Annotated in this window: 12 protein-coding genes; 3 read left to right on the forward strand and 9 right to left on the reverse strand. The window is 44.6% G+C overall.

Translation table 11 applies throughout. The features are described from left to right. Positions 1-218: 218 nt before the first annotated feature. The 7 genes from QUA36_RS22585 to QUA36_RS22615 all read right to left on the reverse strand — a co-directional run bounded on the left by QUA36_RS22585 (position 219) and on the right by QUA36_RS22615 (position 8,750). Complete coding sequence (locus tag QUA36_RS22585; protein WP_333459175.1) at positions 219-1,652, reverse strand: hypothetical protein; 1,434 nt, start codon at positions 1,650-1,652, stop codon at positions 219-221. A 248-nt stretch (positions 1,653-1,900) separates the two neighbouring features. Beyond that, complete coding sequence (locus QUA36_RS22590; RefSeq protein ID WP_333459176.1) at positions 1,901-3,517, reverse strand: diguanylate cyclase domain-containing protein; 1,617 nt, start codon at positions 3,515-3,517, stop codon at positions 1,901-1,903. 5 nt (positions 3,518-3,522) lie between these two features. Beyond that, complete coding sequence (locus tag QUA36_RS22595) at positions 3,523-4,338, reverse strand: alpha/beta hydrolase (RefSeq protein WP_333459177.1); 816 nt, start codon at positions 4,336-4,338, stop codon at positions 3,523-3,525. A gap of 182 nt (positions 4,339-4,520) precedes the next feature. Beyond that, positions 4,521-4,811, reverse strand: coding sequence for an EAL domain-containing protein (locus QUA36_RS22600; protein ID WP_333459197.1), 291 nt, complete (start codon positions 4,809-4,811; stop codon positions 4,521-4,523). Between the two features lie 585 nt (positions 4,812-5,396). Then, positions 5,397-6,959: a circadian clock protein KaiC gene (gene kaiC / locus QUA36_RS22605; protein WP_333163120.1), complete on the reverse strand. Its 1,563-nt coding sequence runs from the start codon at positions 6,957-6,959 to the stop codon at positions 5,397-5,399. Between the two features lie 346 nt (positions 6,960-7,305). Then, complete coding sequence (kaiB, locus tag QUA36_RS22610) at positions 7,306-7,620, reverse strand: circadian clock protein KaiB (protein ID WP_006632119.1); 315 nt, start codon at positions 7,618-7,620, stop codon at positions 7,306-7,308. A 188-nt stretch (positions 7,621-7,808) separates the two neighbouring features. Then, positions 7,809-8,750, reverse strand: a complete 942-nt coding sequence (locus QUA36_RS22615) for a circadian clock protein KaiA (RefSeq protein WP_333452766.1) — start codon at positions 8,748-8,750, stop codon at positions 7,809-7,811. Between the two features lie 396 nt (positions 8,751-9,146). Between QUA36_RS22615 and QUA36_RS22620 the strand changes: the two genes are divergently transcribed. The 3 genes from QUA36_RS22620 (at position 9,147) to QUA36_RS22630 (ending at position 15,176) form a co-directional block, all read left to right on the forward strand. Next, positions 9,147-12,410, forward strand: coding sequence for an ATP-binding protein (locus tag QUA36_RS22620; protein ID WP_333459178.1), 3,264 nt, complete (start codon positions 9,147-9,149; stop codon positions 12,408-12,410). A 455-nt stretch (positions 12,411-12,865) separates the two neighbouring features. Further along, positions 12,866-13,747 (forward strand): tetratricopeptide repeat protein, encoded by an 882-nt coding sequence (locus tag QUA36_RS22625; RefSeq protein WP_445301450.1) that lies wholly within the window; start codon positions 12,866-12,868, stop codon positions 13,745-13,747. 235 nt (positions 13,748-13,982) lie between these two features. Continuing rightward, positions 13,983-15,176 (forward strand): glutathione S-transferase family protein, encoded by a 1,194-nt coding sequence (locus QUA36_RS22630; RefSeq protein WP_333459180.1) that lies wholly within the window; start codon positions 13,983-13,985, stop codon positions 15,174-15,176. Positions 15,177-15,301: 125 nt separating this feature from the next. On the opposite strand, the gene QUA36_RS22635 is transcribed toward QUA36_RS22630, so the two are convergent. After that, positions 15,302-18,013 (reverse strand): DEAD/DEAH box helicase family protein, encoded by a 2,712-nt coding sequence (locus QUA36_RS22635; protein WP_333459181.1) that lies wholly within the window; start codon positions 18,011-18,013, stop codon positions 15,302-15,304. After that, positions 17,991-19,676 (reverse strand): site-specific DNA-methyltransferase, encoded by a 1,686-nt coding sequence (locus QUA36_RS22640; RefSeq protein ID WP_333163132.1) that lies wholly within the window; start codon positions 19,674-19,676, stop codon positions 17,991-17,993. The genes QUA36_RS22635 and QUA36_RS22640 overlap by 23 nt, the downstream gene beginning before the upstream one ends. Between the last annotated feature and the right edge of the window lie 33 nt (positions 19,677-19,709).

Here is a 19,709-nt window from a genome sequence, read left to right on the forward strand (position 1 = left end):
CAACTCAATCATTAAGAGTTGCGATCGTCCGTTAGGACAATCGGCTGAAAGTGGCATAATTTATAGGCTCCAAACGTACTAACTCTACGGTTTGGGGAAGTCGTGGTTTGGCTAGCATTTCCAGTGCTCGTCAACCGCGCATCAATCTTCCTTAGTTACTCACGATTGCAGACTTACACTTCCTTGTCAACACAGGGAGTGTAAAGTTTTGTTTCAAATTATTCGGCGAGTAACTCCATCACTTCGTGGGGTGTAATGCCATAAATAGCAGCTAGCAGCTTGATACTTTTCTCGTCACTTCCCAACTGCTTAAGCACCCCGATCGCACTCCCTAAAGGAATAGCTTCCTTCGTAGACTGAGTTAATAAATCAATTGTTGTCTCAGTGTTAGCGCGACGCTTGTAAACAGTTTCATTCATCTGTGGTGAATGCCCCAAACTTTTAGCTCTTGTCTCCTGAGACATCCCAGCCATTTGACCACTGAGATTAGCGAGATGGCGTAAAGCGTGGGTTTGGGTAAAACCTTTATTCCATCTTCTTAAAATATTTTGGGCGCGGTCACTATATAGTCCAGCAATGGTTTTTGGATTACTTGATAGCGTACCAATCTCAGGCAATTTACCTGACTTAATTTCTAAGCATTCTATCAAGTCGAGATGAGTAGGAGGGAGCATCGGCACACACAGTCGGTAGCCAGTTTTAGTCGTCGTATCGAGTAATGTCCTGTCACCAACTACAGCAATCATCTTTATGTTGCTTGGCTCGATAAGTGCCGGGATAATAACGCCGTCCTTTGTTTTAAAAGGTTTGTCAATGTTCTGAATAGCAAACACTTCGTGAACCCGAAAGCCATACACCATCTGCATTGAGAATACCCACAGCCACCGTTTACGTGATTCCAGATGGTATCGCTTGTCATCTGAGACACTGAGAACCTGAATGCGAAGCTTGAGAAAATCATCTACCGATAAAGTTTGAAGGTCTTCCCGAAATTCCGTTTGTGTACCGTCAATTTCTTTAAGTCTACACAACAACTCAGTATCGCCAATAGTCTCAGCTAGTTTTTTCATGGCACACAAGCAGTTCTTAAAGCATTTAGTTCCTTGCTTCTTGATGTGAATGACAGCCAAAATATCCGCTGAGTTGATAATCGCTTCTCTTGGTAGCAGTTTAAAATATTGTCCGTAAACACATCCCCAGGAGCTTTGATGGCTAGCATTATTCCTGTCACGTTGCTGACGGCGTTTAGTACGTCCCTCCCAGTATTCTTGCTCTACTTTTGCTATCGCCTCACCAAACGTCATCAAATCATTTTTGATAACGTTTTTATCCAAGATAACGTCATCATACCAGGCTAAAAATCGACTCTCGCTAGAGAAGGATTGTAAAGCGGTAGCAACTAAATGAGCTTTCCTCAGAGCATCAGTGATACCTTGCATCGTCAGGTAGCACCCACAAGTTTTGTTGACACGCTTGTCACCCAACTTGAATTGCAGCGTTATGTAACCACCGCTGGCTTTCCTGTCTCTTTTCAGCCCTACGCCCTTGGGGCATTCTTTCTGTGCTTGCTGGAAGTAGTCTAGAATCCGCTCGTAACCAACAAGGTAGTCTGCGGTGGTACTTGCAGTGACAGGATTAGACTTTTCGCTCATCTTTCGCTCCCTACTCTGATAGCGCTGAGTTTGACTGATGCACTCAGCCTACAGCAAGTCGCTCAGTGTTCGCTCAAATCAAAAACAGGACTTTCAGAGCGGGTGCAAAAAATGGCTAGAACGACGGAAATTCGTAATTCAAGAGCGAGGCTTTGATTCAAATCCCTCCGTGCTCACTTAAATTTATTCAATGACTTACTTTGAGACACTGGGGACAAATTTTTGTCCTCGGTGTCAATTATTGTGATTTAAGCGTCAGTGTCAAAAATCGAATCGCCGCTGTAGTCGCAGGTCGCCGACTGATTGCGCCCCTGGTGCTTGGCACGGTACAGTGAACGATCGGCGATCGCAATCAAGTCAGCCGATGATAGTTCCGAAATCGGAATCAAGTTGGCGATCCCCATACTAATAGTAACTACATCGCTCACATCAGAGGTTTTGTGAGGAATATGTAAAGCTTGAATAGCAGCGTGAATCCGTTGGGCAACAGAACTCGCTCCTTCAATATCAGTATTCGGCAAAATGATGGCAAATTCTTCCCCGCCGTAACGCGCCACTAAATCCGCCGGACGGTAGACCACTTCTTGCACAGTCTGAGCAAGTTTGAACAGGCAATCATCCCCCATTTGATGACCGTAGCAATCATTATAACGTTTGAAATAATCCACATCAAATAACAAAAGAGAAATAGGTTTTTGTTCCCGGTGTAGCCGCTGCCATTCATGCTCTAACCGGTCATTAAAACAGCGGCGATTAGCAATTTGAGTCAACCCATCAATATTTACCACTTGTTCTAAGAGGTGAGTCGCGCGGGCTAGTTCTTCGTTAGAGAGTGCCAGTTGTTGATTAATTTCTCTCATGCGCGCTTGGGCCTGCTGCCTTTCTGCCAATTCCTTCTGCAACTTCTGAAAAATATCCGCTTGTTGAATGGCAATCGCTAAATGATTAGCAATCTGTTTAACAAGGTCTACTTCAAATTCTTCCCATTGCCGAGGAGCAGAACATTGATGAATACATAACAAGCCCCACAAATCTTTTGCATTGAGCAGTGGCGCAACTAAATTAGCCCGAACCGGAAATTGTTTCCAAAGAGCGCGGTAACAGTGTTGAAGGTCAATATTATGGATATCTTCAACTACCTGCATTCTCCATTCTTTATATGAATCAGGATCTTGTTCACCACCACACTGGTCGTTCAAGAGATTTCTGCTTACCAATTTACATCCTTCGCCTACGGATTCTGAAACAAACTCACCATATCCAAAATTACTGTCAGGATCGAACTTAAATATGCCGACGCGCTCGGCATCAAGAAACAGGCGAATCTCCTGCGAAGCAATCTCAAAAATTGTAGACAAATCAAGAGATTGACGGATGTGTTGAGTAATTTCTTGAAGTAATATCGCCTTGTTGTACTGTTTCCGCAGAGCGATTTCTGCTTGTTTTTGGGCGAGAATAGCTGCCTCTGCTGCTTTTTTTGCTTTAATAATTTCACCTTCGTATAGGATACGCTGGCGGATACAGAGCAAGATACAGTTGTTGACGAAGTTTCCTCCCTGATTCCGACGCACAGCGTTGATCAGCATGGGTACATCACTGCCCTGCTTTGACCTTAATGAGAAGTAAATTTCCTCTACTTTACCGTCGAGCTTCAACAGGGGGAAGAAATGGGTTTGAAAAAAAATCCGGCTGGCCATTGGCAGAATGGAGTCCATTTTCCGTTCCCGCAGTTCATCGGTTTCGTATCCGAGTAATTGCAGTAATGTGGCGTTGACCATTACGATCGTACCATCGTCAGCAAACGAGAGGAATCCACAGGGTGACGTGTTGAGTAGCTCGTCTATCTGGTAGGTCATGTTTGCCATACAAATCAGGTAGTATGAGGTACACTCAAATACTCCTTAATCATCTCGATCGTCTCTTGTGGATGACTTAGGTGCGGGCAATGTCCCGTAGCTTTCATCAGCCGTAGCGTACTTTTAGGTAGGTGGTGCTGAAGGTAATCCCCTACCTCGGTGGGAGCAATCACGTCATCAGCGCATTGCAATATCAGTGAAGGTACTGATACCTTGGCTAAATCACTGCGATTGTCAGAGTAAAAAGTTACCTCGGCAAAGCGACTTGCAATCACCGGATCTGTGGAGCAAAAACTTGTCTCAAGTTCCTCACTTAACTCAGGACGCTCCTGATTCTGCATCACCATTGGCGCCAGAAAGCTTGCCCAACCAATGTAATTTTTCTCCATGATATCGAGGAGATCCTCAATATCTTTGCGCTCAAACCCTCCGTAATAATTTGGTAAATCATTGATGTAGCAGGGTGAAGGCCCTACGAAAATCAGGCGATCAAAGTAATTAGGAGCTTGAATTGAGGACAGAAGGCCGATCATACTGCTTACAGAATGACCAACAAAAATCACATCAGTTAATGCCAATTCTTCACAGATATCAAGGACATCCTGAACATAGCCATTGAGGTCGCTGTAACGTTCATAACTGTAGGCACTAATATCAGACTTTCCAGAACCTACGTAATCAAATAGGATGATTTTGTAGTCCTTCTCGAAGGCCCGCGTTACGAAACGCCACATATTTTGATCGCACCCAAATCCATGAGCAAACATCATTGTCTGGGTGCCTTGTCCAAACACTTTGATATTATTCCGTAAGAAAATTTTTTTAGTCATTTGAGCGACACGAGAATTAAATTAATTATAAGACTTTTGCGCCCTTTCATGAGGGAGGATTGCTGATCCCACATAGTGGTAGACAACAATTCAGGATGTCGGATTAAATGAATAGCAAACTCAGCAATGACCGGATTCCTCAACATATAACGCTGCCCGATTTCCTCGGCGATCGCTTGTAACTATTCCCATTTCGCTGGGGTTTCCATTCCTTCGGCAATTATGCTCAGATTTAAGCCATCTGGGATTGCAACTATGGCTTTGGCAATTGAGCTATCGCTCGGATCGCTGGCTAAATCGCGGACAAATGAGCGATCAATTTTGAGCGAATTAACCGGAAAATTTTTCAGGTTGTTAAAAGCAGCATAGCCAGTCCCCAAATCATAGACAAAAATCCCAGTGCCACGCTTCGATAATTGGCTCAAAAGATTGTAGGCAATGTCAAAATTAAGAATCATTTCCGTTCCCGTAATCTCTAGCTATAGATATTTTGGCTTCATATCATTACACTCAATAATGCGATCGCTCTTAGCGATTAAAGTCGGTTGGCTGAGTTGACGTGCCGAGAGATTCAACCCGATATTAGGCAGAATTAGTCCTGCTGCTAGCCACTGCTGATATTGCCAGCAAGCTTACTCTAAAACCCATGTGCTCTTCGGGCAAAATCAATCCAGTTTTTTCGGCGATGGGAATACATCGATGATCGGGAGTAACCCCACCTAGTTCAGGAGAATGACCTCCTACTATAACTTTAACACCAGCAAGGCTACCTGTTTACAAATCGAGTAGAGAGAGGATTTTATGCTTTTTGAGATGTCATTGAAATATACAATTTAGAGGAACAACAGCTTACCCTACATTTTTACCACAACCTATTGAGTGGGATTGCTATAGCAAAAGGCGCTGATGAAGAAGGCCATAAAAGCTCATATTTCAGCAATTAAGAACCTCCCAAACATTTCGCGGTTGCTATAAATTTTCACAAACTCCTCAAATTAAAAAAGTTGGGTTTCCTAGATCAACCCAACCTACTTTTAACGACCAATCACTGCTAACTCTCAAATATCCTCATCGTCTTGACCTTGCACACCTTGGAGAATCCGTGATAGCTCACTCTTCTCATTAATCGTAATCCGACTAGGAGAACCGCTGATAATCCGTTCGTAACCACTAAACGAATCTTTAATTTGTGGCCCTCTTTCAGTAATCGTGTATTCTCGAATTCCTTTGTCGTGCCACGAACCGCGCATCTTAAATACATTAATTGCCCGCGACATTTCTCCTCGAATCTCTACATACTGCAGCATGATAATCGTGTCAGTAATCGTAGAAATATGAGAGTCCGTAATCGAATGAGAACCCATAAACTGGTCGCTTGTATTCGTGAAAAACCCGGTTATTTCTTCCTGCTTCGCAAAACCTGTCACTCCAATCACAAATTGCCTGAAAGCATTATTGCTGACACCCCTAGCTAACGCTGACAGCGAGTCTATAGCAATTCGAGAAGGTTTGAACTCAGCAATTTCTGATTTAATACTCTGCAAGTGGTCTTCCAAACCCGCCGATTCCGGGTAAGTGCACAGCAGCTTCAGCAGTCCTTTCTCTTCCATTTCCTCAAAATCAATGCCCCAAGAATAAGCATTGCGGAACAACTGGGCCCGCGACTCTTCATAGGCAAAAAGCAGCGCCCGATTGCCGTTCATACAAGCATTCTGCAAGAACTTGCTCACCAATAGCGTTTTGCCTGTTCCCGTTGCACCTGTAGCCAAAATAATCGAGTCTTTGAAAAAACCGCCACCGCACATCTCGTCGAGAGTTTTATCGCCGGAAGAAACCCGCACGTTTGAAGATTTTTGAGTTAATCGCATCGCCCCCAATGGGAAAATATTAATTCCGTCATTAGTCATAGTAAAAGGATATTCGCCCTTCATGTGAGTTGTACCGCGCAACTTCAAAATTTCCATGGTGCGGCGGCGGCGTTCCCCTTCCAAAACGTTGCGAACAATCACTACATTATCAGACACAAACTCTTCCACCCCAAACCGCGCCACCGGGCCGTATTCTTCCACCCGTTCCGTAGTCATAACTGTAGTTGCTCCTACTTGTTTGAGGCGCGCAACTAAGCGAAAAATTTCTCGGCGTACCACCGATGCAGCATCGTACTGCTGAAATACGGCTGTCACCGAATCTATTGAAACCCGCTTGGCTTTGTACTTACGAATGGCGTACTGAATTCGCTCGATTAAGGCTGATAAATCAAAATTTCCTACGATATCTTGACCTTCCGGATCGGGAGAAGCGTCCAAAATAAATAGCTTGCCTTCCTCGATTAACTGTGCCAGATCCCAACCGAAACTGCAAGCATTTTTAATAATATCTGTGGGAGATTCTTCAAAAGTTACGAACACTCCAGCTTCGTCAAAATGGGTAATTCCGTTATAAAGAAACTGTACGGCAAATAAAGTTTTTCCCGTTCCTGACGTGCCGCTGACTAGGGTGGTTCTGCCGAGTGGCATTCCGCCGTGACTGATGTCATCGAAACCCTCAATCATCGTGCGAATTTTTTCAACTCCTGGCGTTACCAATCCTTTTCGTTGAACCGTTTGACTAATTTCATTCATGTCGATTTTTGTCAACTCTCAGTATTCTTTAGTTGTCACTCATTAACCGCCTATCATGAGTCTTTGTACCCAGCTTTTAGTTTTGGCTCATGCTCAATAACTAATGACTGCTAACTGCTGACTAATGACCCCGCCCAAAAACCGATACCGTGCCACGTACTCTTGTCGTGGAAAGATAAAAATTTTAGACTTTTTTTCAACCTCCCAGATTCATCTGTTGAGTAAATCTAAAATCTAAAATCGTTCGACTGAGCGCGACTCGACGCTTCGACGCTCGCGCTCGCCGAACGTTTCACGCCAAACCGAAGTCTCAAATCAAAAATTGACTGACTCTCACCTGATTATCTTATGAATTCAGGTCTTCTTCGCGAAGTTCTTCATAGAGCAAATCTAATCCTATCAGAACTTTCTCACGATCGGACAAATCGCCAATAATTTTTCGCACCGGCGGCGGCAGGATTTTGGCCAGCGTCGGGGTTGCCAATATTTTGTCCTCTTCTGCTAGCTGAGGATTTTTGAGAACATCTATGACTTTCAGCGCGTAGACTCCTTGAAATTCTTGTTCTAGGATGTCCTTTAGGGTTTTCAAAGCTCGCACTGAGTTGGGAGTATTCCCCGCAACGTACAGCTTCAGAACGTAGGTTTTCTTCAGAGGACTCATGAACTTTTTTAAATGTTGAGTATTAGTTGTCAGATGTTAGTTGTAGTTGTTATTTGTCTTAAATCCGCTGTTCTTTGTTATTTTATAATATTTTCCGCCTCGCGCTCGCGCGGTCGTTTCTCGGCTCCTTTCTTTTTTGTTAGATTCTACCTTCTACCTTTTCTTTCTTAAATTAGGCCGAATCCGTTCTACATTCTACTTTGATATGTCTCTTTCGGAATCGATCGCCGATACATCTCGCACATATGAGCGATCGCGTCAATCAGGGTCAAACGGTAATCAAGCAATATTTCCTCGCTGCGCCCTTCTAATTTTAGCTGTTTAGCAAACTCGTCCATCAATTCCATGTGAATTTCTACAATTTGAGTCACGGGAACGTCAGCAAAAAAAGCCAAATTCACAAATTCATCTATTTGATTGTTGACCGCAGCATCTTGAGAAAAATAATTCAAAACGATGTCGCGATAACTTAACTTGAGTTGCTCCAAAAACTTTTGCTTCTCAGGTCCCGACAGATTTCTCAAAAAAATCTGGGAATTTCTTTTATAATACACACCTAAGTATCCTAATCGCTCCCGTAATTTTTCCGCCAGCCGCCGCTGCTGTCGGCTGAGCAAACTTTGAGCAGTCAATTGGGCTGTCGCATCGACCGTTACGGATGATTGGTAATTGACAGGAACCGGAGTTGAAAGTTTGAGAAATTGTGCGATCGCCTGATCGATACCTGCAGCTATTTCGTTCGATCGAGCGATTGCCAGTTGCACCTCAGCAGGGTGATAAAAAAAAGCACAGCTTTCGTCTTGACTCTTGTTGGCGGCGGTACTGGCAGCAGCCTCAAAACCATCTGAATATGGTGCTTCGGGCTTGCCATCTACCTGCGCGTGAGGCGAAAAAATCACAGCCGGCAAAAATAGCGATCGTTCTTGGAGCTTGCCCAGAAGCGATCGCAGATCCCCATCCACCTCCAAAACCAAACAATCAAGGTGATAATTGTGCTTAATGAACCCGAAAAGCTCCACTGCCGACTTAAGGTGCGTTAAAGTATAGCGTTCGCCTCTCAAAAGCTCGATCGCAGAGGCTGCGATTTCCTTAGAGTGGACAAAAATACCGATAGACAGTTGAGGAAGCAAAGCTGTAGGTGCACCACCTAAGTTGCCTGAAAGTGCTGGATCGCTCAGAGTTGATATCTCCTTTACAAAAAACTTAACATTTTAACAATCATCTCAATATTTATTTTAACCAATCTTAACCGCAAAATAAGTGATGCGCTTCTACCAGAGGAATAATCAAAGTGTACTCCGTGGTTTTTGTGTCAAGCACCCTGAGCGTGATTTCTGCAATTAAGCTTAAGCCTTAAAATAATTGCTAGTCGCCTCAAATCAGGCGTAGGCATCGAACTCCCCGGTCTCGGTGCGGATACCGAGCCTGATAGCGAACTGATATAAAACAAATAAGATACAGAAATTCGCAGCTACATTGAGCATCAAAAATATTACTGCTCTCGCGAGCAGACTCTCAGGTTTGTTATGCCACTCACCACCCCCAGTCTCAAAAATTTTATCGAGCCAGTGCCCCTGTGCCTCCAAACGGGTGCGCTAGCATCGCTGCAGTCAATTTTCAGCTCCTGCAACTGCGATCGAGTCGCAGTAGTCAACGAACAGCTACAGCCGCTGGGATTAGTATACCTCCGCAGCCTTTGGGCTTGGGGAGCCGATCGCACAAACGACGGGCAGCAACCTTTGTCAGAAAGCTCGATCGCGATCGAACCAGTCAGGGCATTACCCGCCGCTATGAGCGTCAGCGAATTCTGGCAGTACCTGCAAACAGAGGAACAGAAAACCCCAGCCCGGTCAAACCGCCAAACCGCAGGCATTTCATCAAACAGCCCGATCGCCCTCACAGATGCCAGTGGTCAATTTTTAGGAATGCTAGACAGCCTGAGCCTGCTGCAATTCGCCGCACTTAACAGCAGCTCGCTCTGTAGCCTCACAGAGCAGGCAACAGCCGTCAAAGAAATCGAATTAAGACCAGTTTCCGAAGCCATCGCCACGGCCATAGACGCTCAAGTGCGCTTTCTAGAAGCAGGATTGAAACCTTCGGAAAACCTGAAATCCCTAGTCCAACTCCTAGAAAAACTCCCCCTGCCTCTGAGATTGCAAACCCCTACCGCACAAATAGTCAGCCAAAACGCAGCGTGGCGGATTTTGCTGGGAGCAGGCCCAGAACCCGTTCCAGAACCAGCAGCAAATTTGGGTAAAAACTCGCCCCGCAAACCAAGCCATTTAACAAGCGAATACAAGAGCGTGCAGTTAGAGACCATCACCAAAGAATGCAGGAGCCTAGTAGGAGCAAGTAGATCGGGCGATTCCCTGCGGGATAGCTTCGCCGCGCGTGATTCAACCGCAGCCACCAGTTGCCCGCTGCCCTTGTACGCCGCCGCCTCCCCCTCAACCTTAACCGCTCCAGCTTGGTGCCCCACCGCCGGCAAACCAGATACCTATATTTGCGACTGCCCCGTACAAAAAGATCAAGAACGGATCTGGCAATTTGTCAAACAGCCGCTCTCAGACAAGCTAATTTTAGTAATGGGACAAGATGTCACCGAAGAACATTTAGTCGCCAAAGAATTAGCAGCGAAAAACGCAGATTTAATCCACCTCAACCGACTAAAAGACGAATTTTTATCCTGCATCAGCCACGAACTAAAAACCCCGCTCACCGCCGTCCTCGGTTTGTCCAGCCTCCTCAAAGATAAATTGATCGGAGAACTCAACGATCGCCAAACACGCTACGCCAAACTAATCCATAAAAGCGGGCGGCATTTGATGACAATAGTTAACGATATTTTAGACTTGACCAGGATGGAAACCGGTCAGCTAGAACTAATTCCCGAACCAGTCGAAATAGCATCAACCTGCCAAAGAGCCTTTGAACAAGCAAAACAACTGCAACAGCAAGAAGAAAAAAATCCTCCAGGCGCGAGCAAAACGGACGGTACAGCAAACGCAGAACCCTCCGCCCAAATAGAATTTACACTCGAAATAGAACCGGGACTGAGCCACTTAATTGCCGACGAACTGCGGTTGCGGCAAATGCTGGTTAACCTCCTTTCCAATGCCCTAAAATTCACCGAACTCGGCGGCAAAATCGGATTGAAAGTAAATGTTTGGGAAGGCTGGCTCGCATTCACAGTTTGGGACACTGGCATCGGCATCCCCGCCGACAAACAGCACCTGATATTTCAGAAATTCCAACAGCTAGAAAGCCCCCTCACCAGGCGCTTTCAAGGAACCGGACTGGGACTGGTACTGACTCAACGCCTAGCTCGGCTCCACGGCGGAGACGTTTCGTTTATTTCCTCAGAAAACCAAGGCTCTCAATTTACCCTGCTGCTGCCACCAAATCCTCCGGGAAACAGCAGCGAAGAAGTCTCCGCACCGGGAGCCGCTGAGGAAGAATTATTAAAACCCCAATATCCGACTCTGACCGCCAATTCTCGTTCTCGTTTAGTATTAATAGTCGAAGCCGTCCCCAAATATATCGAAGATTTAACCAACGTCATCTCAGGTTTGGGCTACCAAGTAATAGTCGCCCGTTCCGGCACCGAAGCGCTGGAAAAAGCTCGCAGGTTCAGTCCCGAAGCGATTTTCCTCAACCCGCTGCTGCCACTGCTGTCGGGTTGGGACGTGCTAACGCTGCTCAAGAGTGACCCGGATACCCGATCGATTCCGGCGATCGTCACGGCCACCAGAGGCGAAAAAGAACGGGCCAGTGTCAACAGGGCCGAAGGCTTTTTGAGCTTGCCGGTGGAAGAACCCGCTTTGCGGCGGCTGCTGGCAGACTTAATCGGTCACAGTAATGCTAGTAGCCCCAAAGTAAGGAGTCCTTTAACCGTGTTGTGGCTCAGCCCGCAAAACAGTTCGTCTCAAGGTTCCGCTTTACTGCTCAACCCCAACTACTGCCGGGTTTTAGAAGCAGACGACCTCGGCCAAGCAGAACTCGTGGCCAGAATTTGGCGGCCCGACGCGATCGTCTTGGATGGTACAAGTCAACTGCAAAACCCCTTAGCTTTTATCGAACAGTTAAGTCGGTCTCGAAATTTGGGTTCTCTCCCCTTGGTGACTTTAGACTCCCGAACTACACAACTGGCAAATAAAGTCAAAGGATTGTCGGTATTTCCCTGTTTAGCCACTAGCAGTCCCGACGACAGTGAAACTTCACCTACCGGGTTAATGCCAAGTGCTTTGTGGCAAGTGATTCAAGTTGCTGCGGGCATGAGTTGGAAGCCCAGCATTTTATTTGCTGACATTTCGACTTTACCCGATTTGCACTCCTCTTCTGGGGGGAACCCGACGGAAGAATTGGAACATTGCGCTCGATCGACAAATGCCGACATTCCCCTCCCCAATTCCCGCTTTTCTACTCCCAACTTTCAAGCTTTGATTCAGTACATCCAAACCGCAGGATTTCGAGGGTCGATCGCCCCGTGCTGGACAGAAGTTTTGCAGCAGTTGCAATATCAAAGCGTTGACTTAGTTTTGCTGTGCTTGCGAGATGCCCCCTCAGAATCAACCGCTATGCTGCAGGCCCTATCAAACCTGCGGCAAATGGCAGTAAAACTGCCAATTTTAGTCTGGGATTATCGGTCTGCTGTAAATTCGGAATCCGAGGCGATCGACTTTCTACTGCAAGAAGTATCTGCCAAAATTTTGCCTTCTTCCTTATCAGCAGCACAATTGTTAGACAAAATTCAACAGGCTTTATTAACTCACTCAAGTTCTAGAAAATGAAGGATTTACCAGGTTTTTAGTGAGGACTTCAGTCCTCTCTAAACCAGTAAATACAAACTCTTATTTCTGAGTGCAAACAGAGTTTTGGAATTCTTTAACGGAAAACCGCGAAGCGTTATTTATAGCAACCGACAAGACGGTTAGGAAGTTGTTAATGGCTGAAATGATTGATTTTATTGCTTCTTCCTTCTTCCTTCTTCCTTCTTCCTTCTTCCTTCTGCTATATTAACTCAGTGACCTTGCTAATAACTCATGATTTTGCCTATTTGTAGTGAGGTTCTTAATCGTCTGTAAAACAGTGAAGAAAAATGGCCATCCTGAATGTAAACATAATTTGAGAAGTATTTAAATGAAAACCCAGAAGTGTTGCGAGTCAAGAAGCAATATCAAAACTCAAAAATATGAGTTATTATAGGCGATCGAGAAACCCTTATATTTTTTTCTGGGGCTGTACAGTGCCTAATCGCATTCCTTTAATATCTCTGCTACTCGCACTCGGTTTGGGGGCAATGCCCGAGCCTGCTGTCGCACAGGCACTCCTGCCTTACACCCTGCAAATCGACTCGGCCCAACTCGAACAAACGGCCTTGAGCCTTGCAGAAGAAGCCGTCCAGCTAGCCAGACTCCAGCAGTACCAACTCGCCGTACCTAGAGCCGAACTCGCCACACAGTTAGCCCCCAAAAATGCTCAAACTTGGACTTTGTTAGGTAGCTTGTACCTTCAAGTCGAGCAGTTTGACAAAGGCATTGAAGCTTTGGGGCAAGCTCAATCTCTGTCGCCAGAAAATCCATCAATTAAATTTGTCTTGGGAGAAGCTCACTTTCGGAAAGCGAACTACGAGAAAGCAGCCGAATATTTGCAAGCAGGGTTGAAACTAAAACCCGACACTCCAGGTGCATTATTTGATTTAGGCAATGCTTTTTATAAGCTGAAGCGGTTTGATCAGGCGATCGCCCAATACGAAAAAGCCTTTGCTTTAGAAAAAAACCTGTGGCCGGCTATTAACAATATCGGATTAGTAAAATACGAAATGGGAGATGTTGATAGCGCCATCAAACGCTGGCAAGAAGCGATCGTGATCGACGACAAAGCAGCCGAAGCAATGCTAGCTCTAGCAGTAGCATTCTACACCAAAGGTGATAAAGAAAAAGGCTTAGCGATGGGAGAAGCAGCTCTAAAACTGGACAAACGCTATGCTACGGTAGAATATCTCAAAGAAAACCTCTGGGGCGATCGTTTGATAGCAGATACCCAAAAGTTGCTAGCCACTCCCGAAATGAAAGCAGCACTGGCTAAAATTCAAGACGCCCCACCCCCTCCCCAAATGTCGCCTTAATTGTAGTTAAGTTTGTAGTGAGGACTTCAGTCCTCAAAGCCTTTTTTAACTGAGAACCAACTATCTTATTCACGACTAAGACCAAAAAATAGTTGAATGCGCTATCGGTAGGGGTAAGGTGCGCGCACAGCGCACCCTACCGATTGAGTTGGTGCGTAAGTTCTATTATTGCCACGAAGCAGTCGCTGTCTTCAATTCTCCAATCTAAAATCTAAAATCTAAAATCTAAAATCGCATGACCCCTCTAAGCTGGACAGAATTAGAAGCCCTCACAGACTTTGAAGTCGATCGCACCAACGGCCCAACGAACGCCCAAGCCCGGTTGCGCCTGTTTGGTAAAACCGAATCCGATGTGCGAGTTATCCTGTACCGCGATAACCATGCTTGGTGTCCCTACTGCCAAAAAATCTGGTTGTGGCTGGAAGAAAAAGAAATCCCCTACCGCATTGAGAAAGTTACTATGTTCTGCTATGGGGAAAAAGAAAGTTGGTACAAGCGCAAAGTGCCATCGGGAATGCTACCGGCGATCGAACTAGACGGCCGCATCATCACCGAAAGCGATGATATCTTAATCGCGCTGGAACGAGTCTATGGCCCCTTGGGTTTGGGCATGGAAAACCCCGCAGTAATACCCATGCGGCGGTTAGAGCGACTGCTATTTAGAGCCTGGTGCTCTTGGCTGTGCTATCCAGCAAGTTCAGCCAAAGTAGAACTACACAACCGCAACCAATTTATCAGCGTCGTCGCCCAAGTAGAAAAAGCCCTGGCTAGCACTCCGGGGCCTTATTTCCTCGATGAATTTGGCACGGCGGATGTGATATTTACGCCCTACGTCGAACGCATGAATGCCAGTCTTTACTACTACAAAGGCTACTCGATGCGCGAAGAAAACCCGCGCTTTGCTGACTGGTTTGCGGCGATGGAAACCCGCCCTACCTATCGCGGCACTCAGAGCGATTTTCACACCCACGTCCACGATTTACCACCTCAGATGGGCGGGTGTTATGAAAACGGCGAACCTCAGATGCTACTCAATAAAGCCCGCGTGGATAATGGGCCTTGGGCTGGATTGCCGGATGTGATGTATCCAGAACCGGAAACCTCTCGCGCTGAAGCACTTCATCGCGTCATTAAGCACCAGCGCAACATCGTTCGAGTCAATCCTGCTGATGACAAGTTATTCGATGAGGCTTTGCGTTGTGCTTTAACTTTGATGATGACTGGCGAAGTTTGTACGCCGCCGAGTGGTTCTGATGCGGCTTTGCGGTATTTGCGCGATCGGGTGAATGTGCCCCGCGATATGTCCATCTACGCAGCCAAGCGATTGAGGGAAGCGTTGGAGGAAACGGCGGCTTTGGTGGGTGATGGCCAAGGTTCTCCGATTCTGCTGAAGCATCGGCGAGATCAAGATCCGGCTAATTTTGTGTAGGATTCTGGGCATATCGGAATCAGACGGAATAGTTGAATTGTTTATCTGTCCTTGCTTTGGAGAAGATAACCGACGATCGCGCTCCACTCTCTCCCATGTCAAAATCGAGGCGATCGCCCCTGAAATTAACCCTTAGTAGTGGCGGTATAGCGATCGCTTAGTTTTTGGAGTCTCATATTTTCTTTGATCTCATCATGGGGAATTAAGACATATTTCCAAGGTTTGCCACCGTGCTTTAGCATATAGTCCGAAGCATATTGACACCATTGAACTGCGACATCTTTCTTAGCAAGCACTTGAGGATTGTCAATTTCATTTCGAGCTTTAGGTTCAAGCATATAGATAACTTCTTCTGTTTCAGCCACAAAATCTGGTTGATATTCTGAATATTTTCCCTGCCATTTGTAATAAAGCTGAAATTGTCCTTTTGCGGGTTTAAACCATTTGATTGCATCCCGTTCTAAAATCATTGCTAGTATTCTTTCTGCTTCCGATTCAAATTTCTGTTCTCGATAGAGGCATTTGGAGAAGCCTGTAAACAGATATTTGGACATATTGCTTTTGTCTCGTGGCGAAGATTGATAATCAAGGCAATTCTTAGCATTTGTAGTGTAGGCGCTCTCTTTTAGGGCTGTAAAACCTTTACTGATTTCGACTTCATAACCTGTTGTTTCTTCCCAGAAATTGGGCTGCATTTCACTATGGACAAAATTGGCAATTTCCCTTTGGTAAAAGCGTAAAACTTTGTGTGTATCTTCTTCGGATAAGTAGGTCATAAGATGGCTAAGAACTTGACCCGCAAGGTCATAGAGTAAATCAGCGTGTTCGTCATAGGCAATATCATCGAAGTTGACTAAATTTTTGACAATATAGTTTTCTAGCCGTGATTCTTCAAAGTTTTCTTTGATAATTCCCATAAATTCAACTTTATTCGTTGTTAGCGATTGAATGTGTAATTCTTCTTGGGAGGGAACGGGATAATTTAAGCCTGTGATATCTAGGGCAAAAGACCTGAAACCCGATCGCACTTGCCCTTTAGGAATAACAATAATCTTAGGAATATTGATGGTTTGCTGGATAACTAAATTCGTTGTTTTCGCAACGATCGCTTCAATATCTGGAGGTGCTATTATACCTTCAAGTTCCATTTGTGCGGGTTGATATTCTCTAGCTACGGCTTCGCGCACCCTTCCCTGAACTTTTGGGGATGCAAGATGGGCGGTGGTTGGGACTTCTTCGGGGCGGCTTTCAAGCTTTAGGATTTCTTGGTATGTAAGCTGTGCAATCTTTTGTTCTATAGGTGATTGAAATAGGGATTGTTGAATATTTTGGGGTTCTGTTGCAGGTAAATTATCAGGTAAATTAATGGGTTGTTCGGGGTGAAGTCCTAGATTTTGGGCTAGTTGCGATCGCGAAATTACTGTTTGTGTCTTTTGCTGTAAGTCTTCATCTGTGAGGATAATTTGTTTCAGGCGGATTTGGGATTCTGGGCGCTTTGCTTCATCGACAATTTCTTGAAATTTGTCATGGGCGACGATATTTAGGCGATCGACAATTTCTACACCTGTACGCATTCCATAGGGCAAACGCAAGCCCCGTCCGATAGATTGCTCAATCAGGATTTTAGAATTTGCGGCTCTCAGAGGGACAATTGTATAGAGGTTGGTGACATCCCAACCTTCTTTGAGCATATTTACATGGATAACTATTTCAGTAGGTTCATCGGTATGTTCTACTTTGAGCAATCTCTCTACCATTTCATCTTCTTGAGCGCCCGTTTTACTAGAATCAACTTGAATAACTTTATGTTTATAATTTCCTTCAGAAAACTCATCAGATTGAATGAGTTCCATGAGTTTTGAGGCGTGGGTAGTGTCACGGGCAATCACTAACAGAAAGGGTTTAACAATTTGTTTTCCAGTTTGAATAGCATAGGTTTCTAATTCAGCTTTAATATTTTCATGGAGATAGATGCCGTCTTCTAGTTTAAGACGCTCGATCGCGTCTGGTGACATGGCCCTAGGGTTAAAATCTTTGCGGGTGACGACGGCAGGATCTTTAACAAATCCATCGGTTATGGCAAGTCCGAGGGGATAGTCATAGATGACATTTTTGAAGGCTACTGAACCTTTATTGGTTTCGATAAAGGGTGTGGCGGTAAGTTCTAGCCCCATTAATGGTTTTAATTCGTTAATAGCGCGAACTCCTGCTGATGCGCGATATCGGTGCGATTCATCCATTAGAATTACGAGGTCTTTTAATAGAGACAGGTAATCAAAATAGCTTTCGCCAATATATTCGGATAGTCGTTTAATTTTAGGGCTTTTACCGCCGCGTACTTCCGAGTTGATTTTTGAGATATTGAAGATGTTGATTCTGCAACGGGAAAAATCAGGGATAATGGATGACGTGTCGTAATTATCTCCCGTAATGATTTCTGGCACACTGGTCACAAATTCAGAGATACCCGTAAATACATACTTTGAGGTATTGGGCGTAAAGTCGGTAATTAGTTTATTATAAATGGTTAGGTTTGGGGCAAGGATCAAGAAGTTTTTAATGTTATATTCTAGGTATAAGTAACTGATAAATGCGCCCATGAGTCGAGTTTTGCCAACACCTGTGGCTAGGGCAAAACATAGGGATGGAAAGTCGCGCTCGAAGTCAGTAAACGTTGCAAATTCTTTTTTGAAGGCGATTAAAAGTGTTTCTGTATCTGTGATGTCTGGGAGAAATAAAAGTTCACAAATGCCATCGAGAATTTCTAAGGATTCGCGCTGGGGATGGCGCAGACTGAGACGATTAGAAATATTATTAACAAGTTGTGGATTTCTCATAGGTATCTACGTCAAATAGTGTTAGTTGTCCGACCTTTGGGGGTGCTTTTGGCAAGTTTTCAATTTTGAGGCTGTAATCGTCATGTCCCCATTCACACCGTGAAAGGATTTGTTTAGGAATTTTTTTAACGGTGAGGTTTGGGAATATGTCGGTTTGACCTCGAAAAGCGGTACATAAAACAAGTAGGGTGCGCTCTTGTCCTACTTCGTCTGCAAGTTTGGATAGTTGTTCGTGACTAAGATTTTGGGTGGTGACATAGATAAAGTCACTTTCGGTGGAGTAGCCATGTTGCCAATAGAAGGTATCTGATGGTGCGTAAGTGAAACCTTCGATTTTGCAGAGTGCTTCGGCAAGCATCGCGGCGTTATAGGTTTTGTTGATAACCCAGTTATCCCATTTGTCTTTTTCTAGTAGCGATGGTGCAAGACGATAGTAACGGAATCCACCGCCACCTTTCCAGTTAACTGCTTTGCTAATTCCACCTTGATCTTCGCCATCAATTACTTTTTTAAGTCGGGGAATAATATGGGTATGACAATGTTCGCCAAGTTCAATCATAATCCATCGTCTTCCCATTTTCTGCGCGACTGCGCCTGTTGTTCCTGAACCTGCAAAAGAGTCAAGAATAAGATCACCTGGATTAGTAGCAATACTAATAATCCGAAACATTAAGTTCTCTGGCTTAGGTGTTTCAAAAGAAGCTTTTTCACCAAATAATAGTTCAAGTTCTCTAGCTGCATGTTGATTAAAGCCAACGTCATCCCAAATCGTAGGTGCTGTCATTCCTTGTTTAGCTTCAAAGGCAAAAAGTTTACGCATTGGAGTTTTTGAAGTACCATTTTTTCCCCAAAAGAGCCGATTGTCTGCTTGAAGGCGCGACATTTCTTCTTTATTATGTCGCCAACAGGTACCTTGGCGAGGCCATACTTGTTCGCCTGTAAAAGGATTGGTTATTGGGTAATATAAACTTTCTACAAATCTTCCTCCCTTACCATTTGCAGTTGTGTCAATTTTTCTGAATGAACCTCGTGGATCTGGACCATTAGGTTCTTCAAAAACTCGATATTGCGAATCAGCTTTCTCTGTTCTAGGCATTAGTTGAAATGATTCCTCGGCTAAGGTTTTTTTACTACTAAGATGCCGAGACTTCCCCCAAACTAAAATATGATCGTGAACTCCTCCAATTTTCCGATCATTAGGTGCTCCATCACGCTTTTTCCAGCAGATGTCTGCAATGAAACAATTACGACCAAATATCTCATCACACATAACTTTTAAATAATGTGCTTCATTGTCATCAATCGTGATCCATAAAGAACCATCATTCGATAATAAATTACGCAAAATCTCTAAACGATCGCGCATTAAACCAAGCCAGAGAGAATGTTCAATTCCATCATCATAATGTTCAAAAGCTGAGCCTGTATTATATGGCGGATCAATAAAAATACACTTAACTTTTCCTGCAAACTCAGACTCTAAAGCCTTGAGAGCCAACAAATTATCCCCAAAAATTAAGCGATTATCAAAAATATCATTTTCACTCACCTGATGAGCAGCATGATAAGATATTTCTGGATCTTCCAGCAAAATTCGCGGCTCCAGCTTGGGGCGAATATCCTTACCAATCCATGTTAATTCTAGTCTCTGCTTCTTATTCATAATTAATATCTATCTTACCAGTTAAACTGTAGG

It is taken from the genome of Microcoleus sp. Pol10D4, assembly GCF_036701555.1.
Classification (GTDB): domain Bacteria; phylum Cyanobacteriota; class Cyanobacteriia; order Cyanobacteriales; family Microcoleaceae; genus Microcoleus.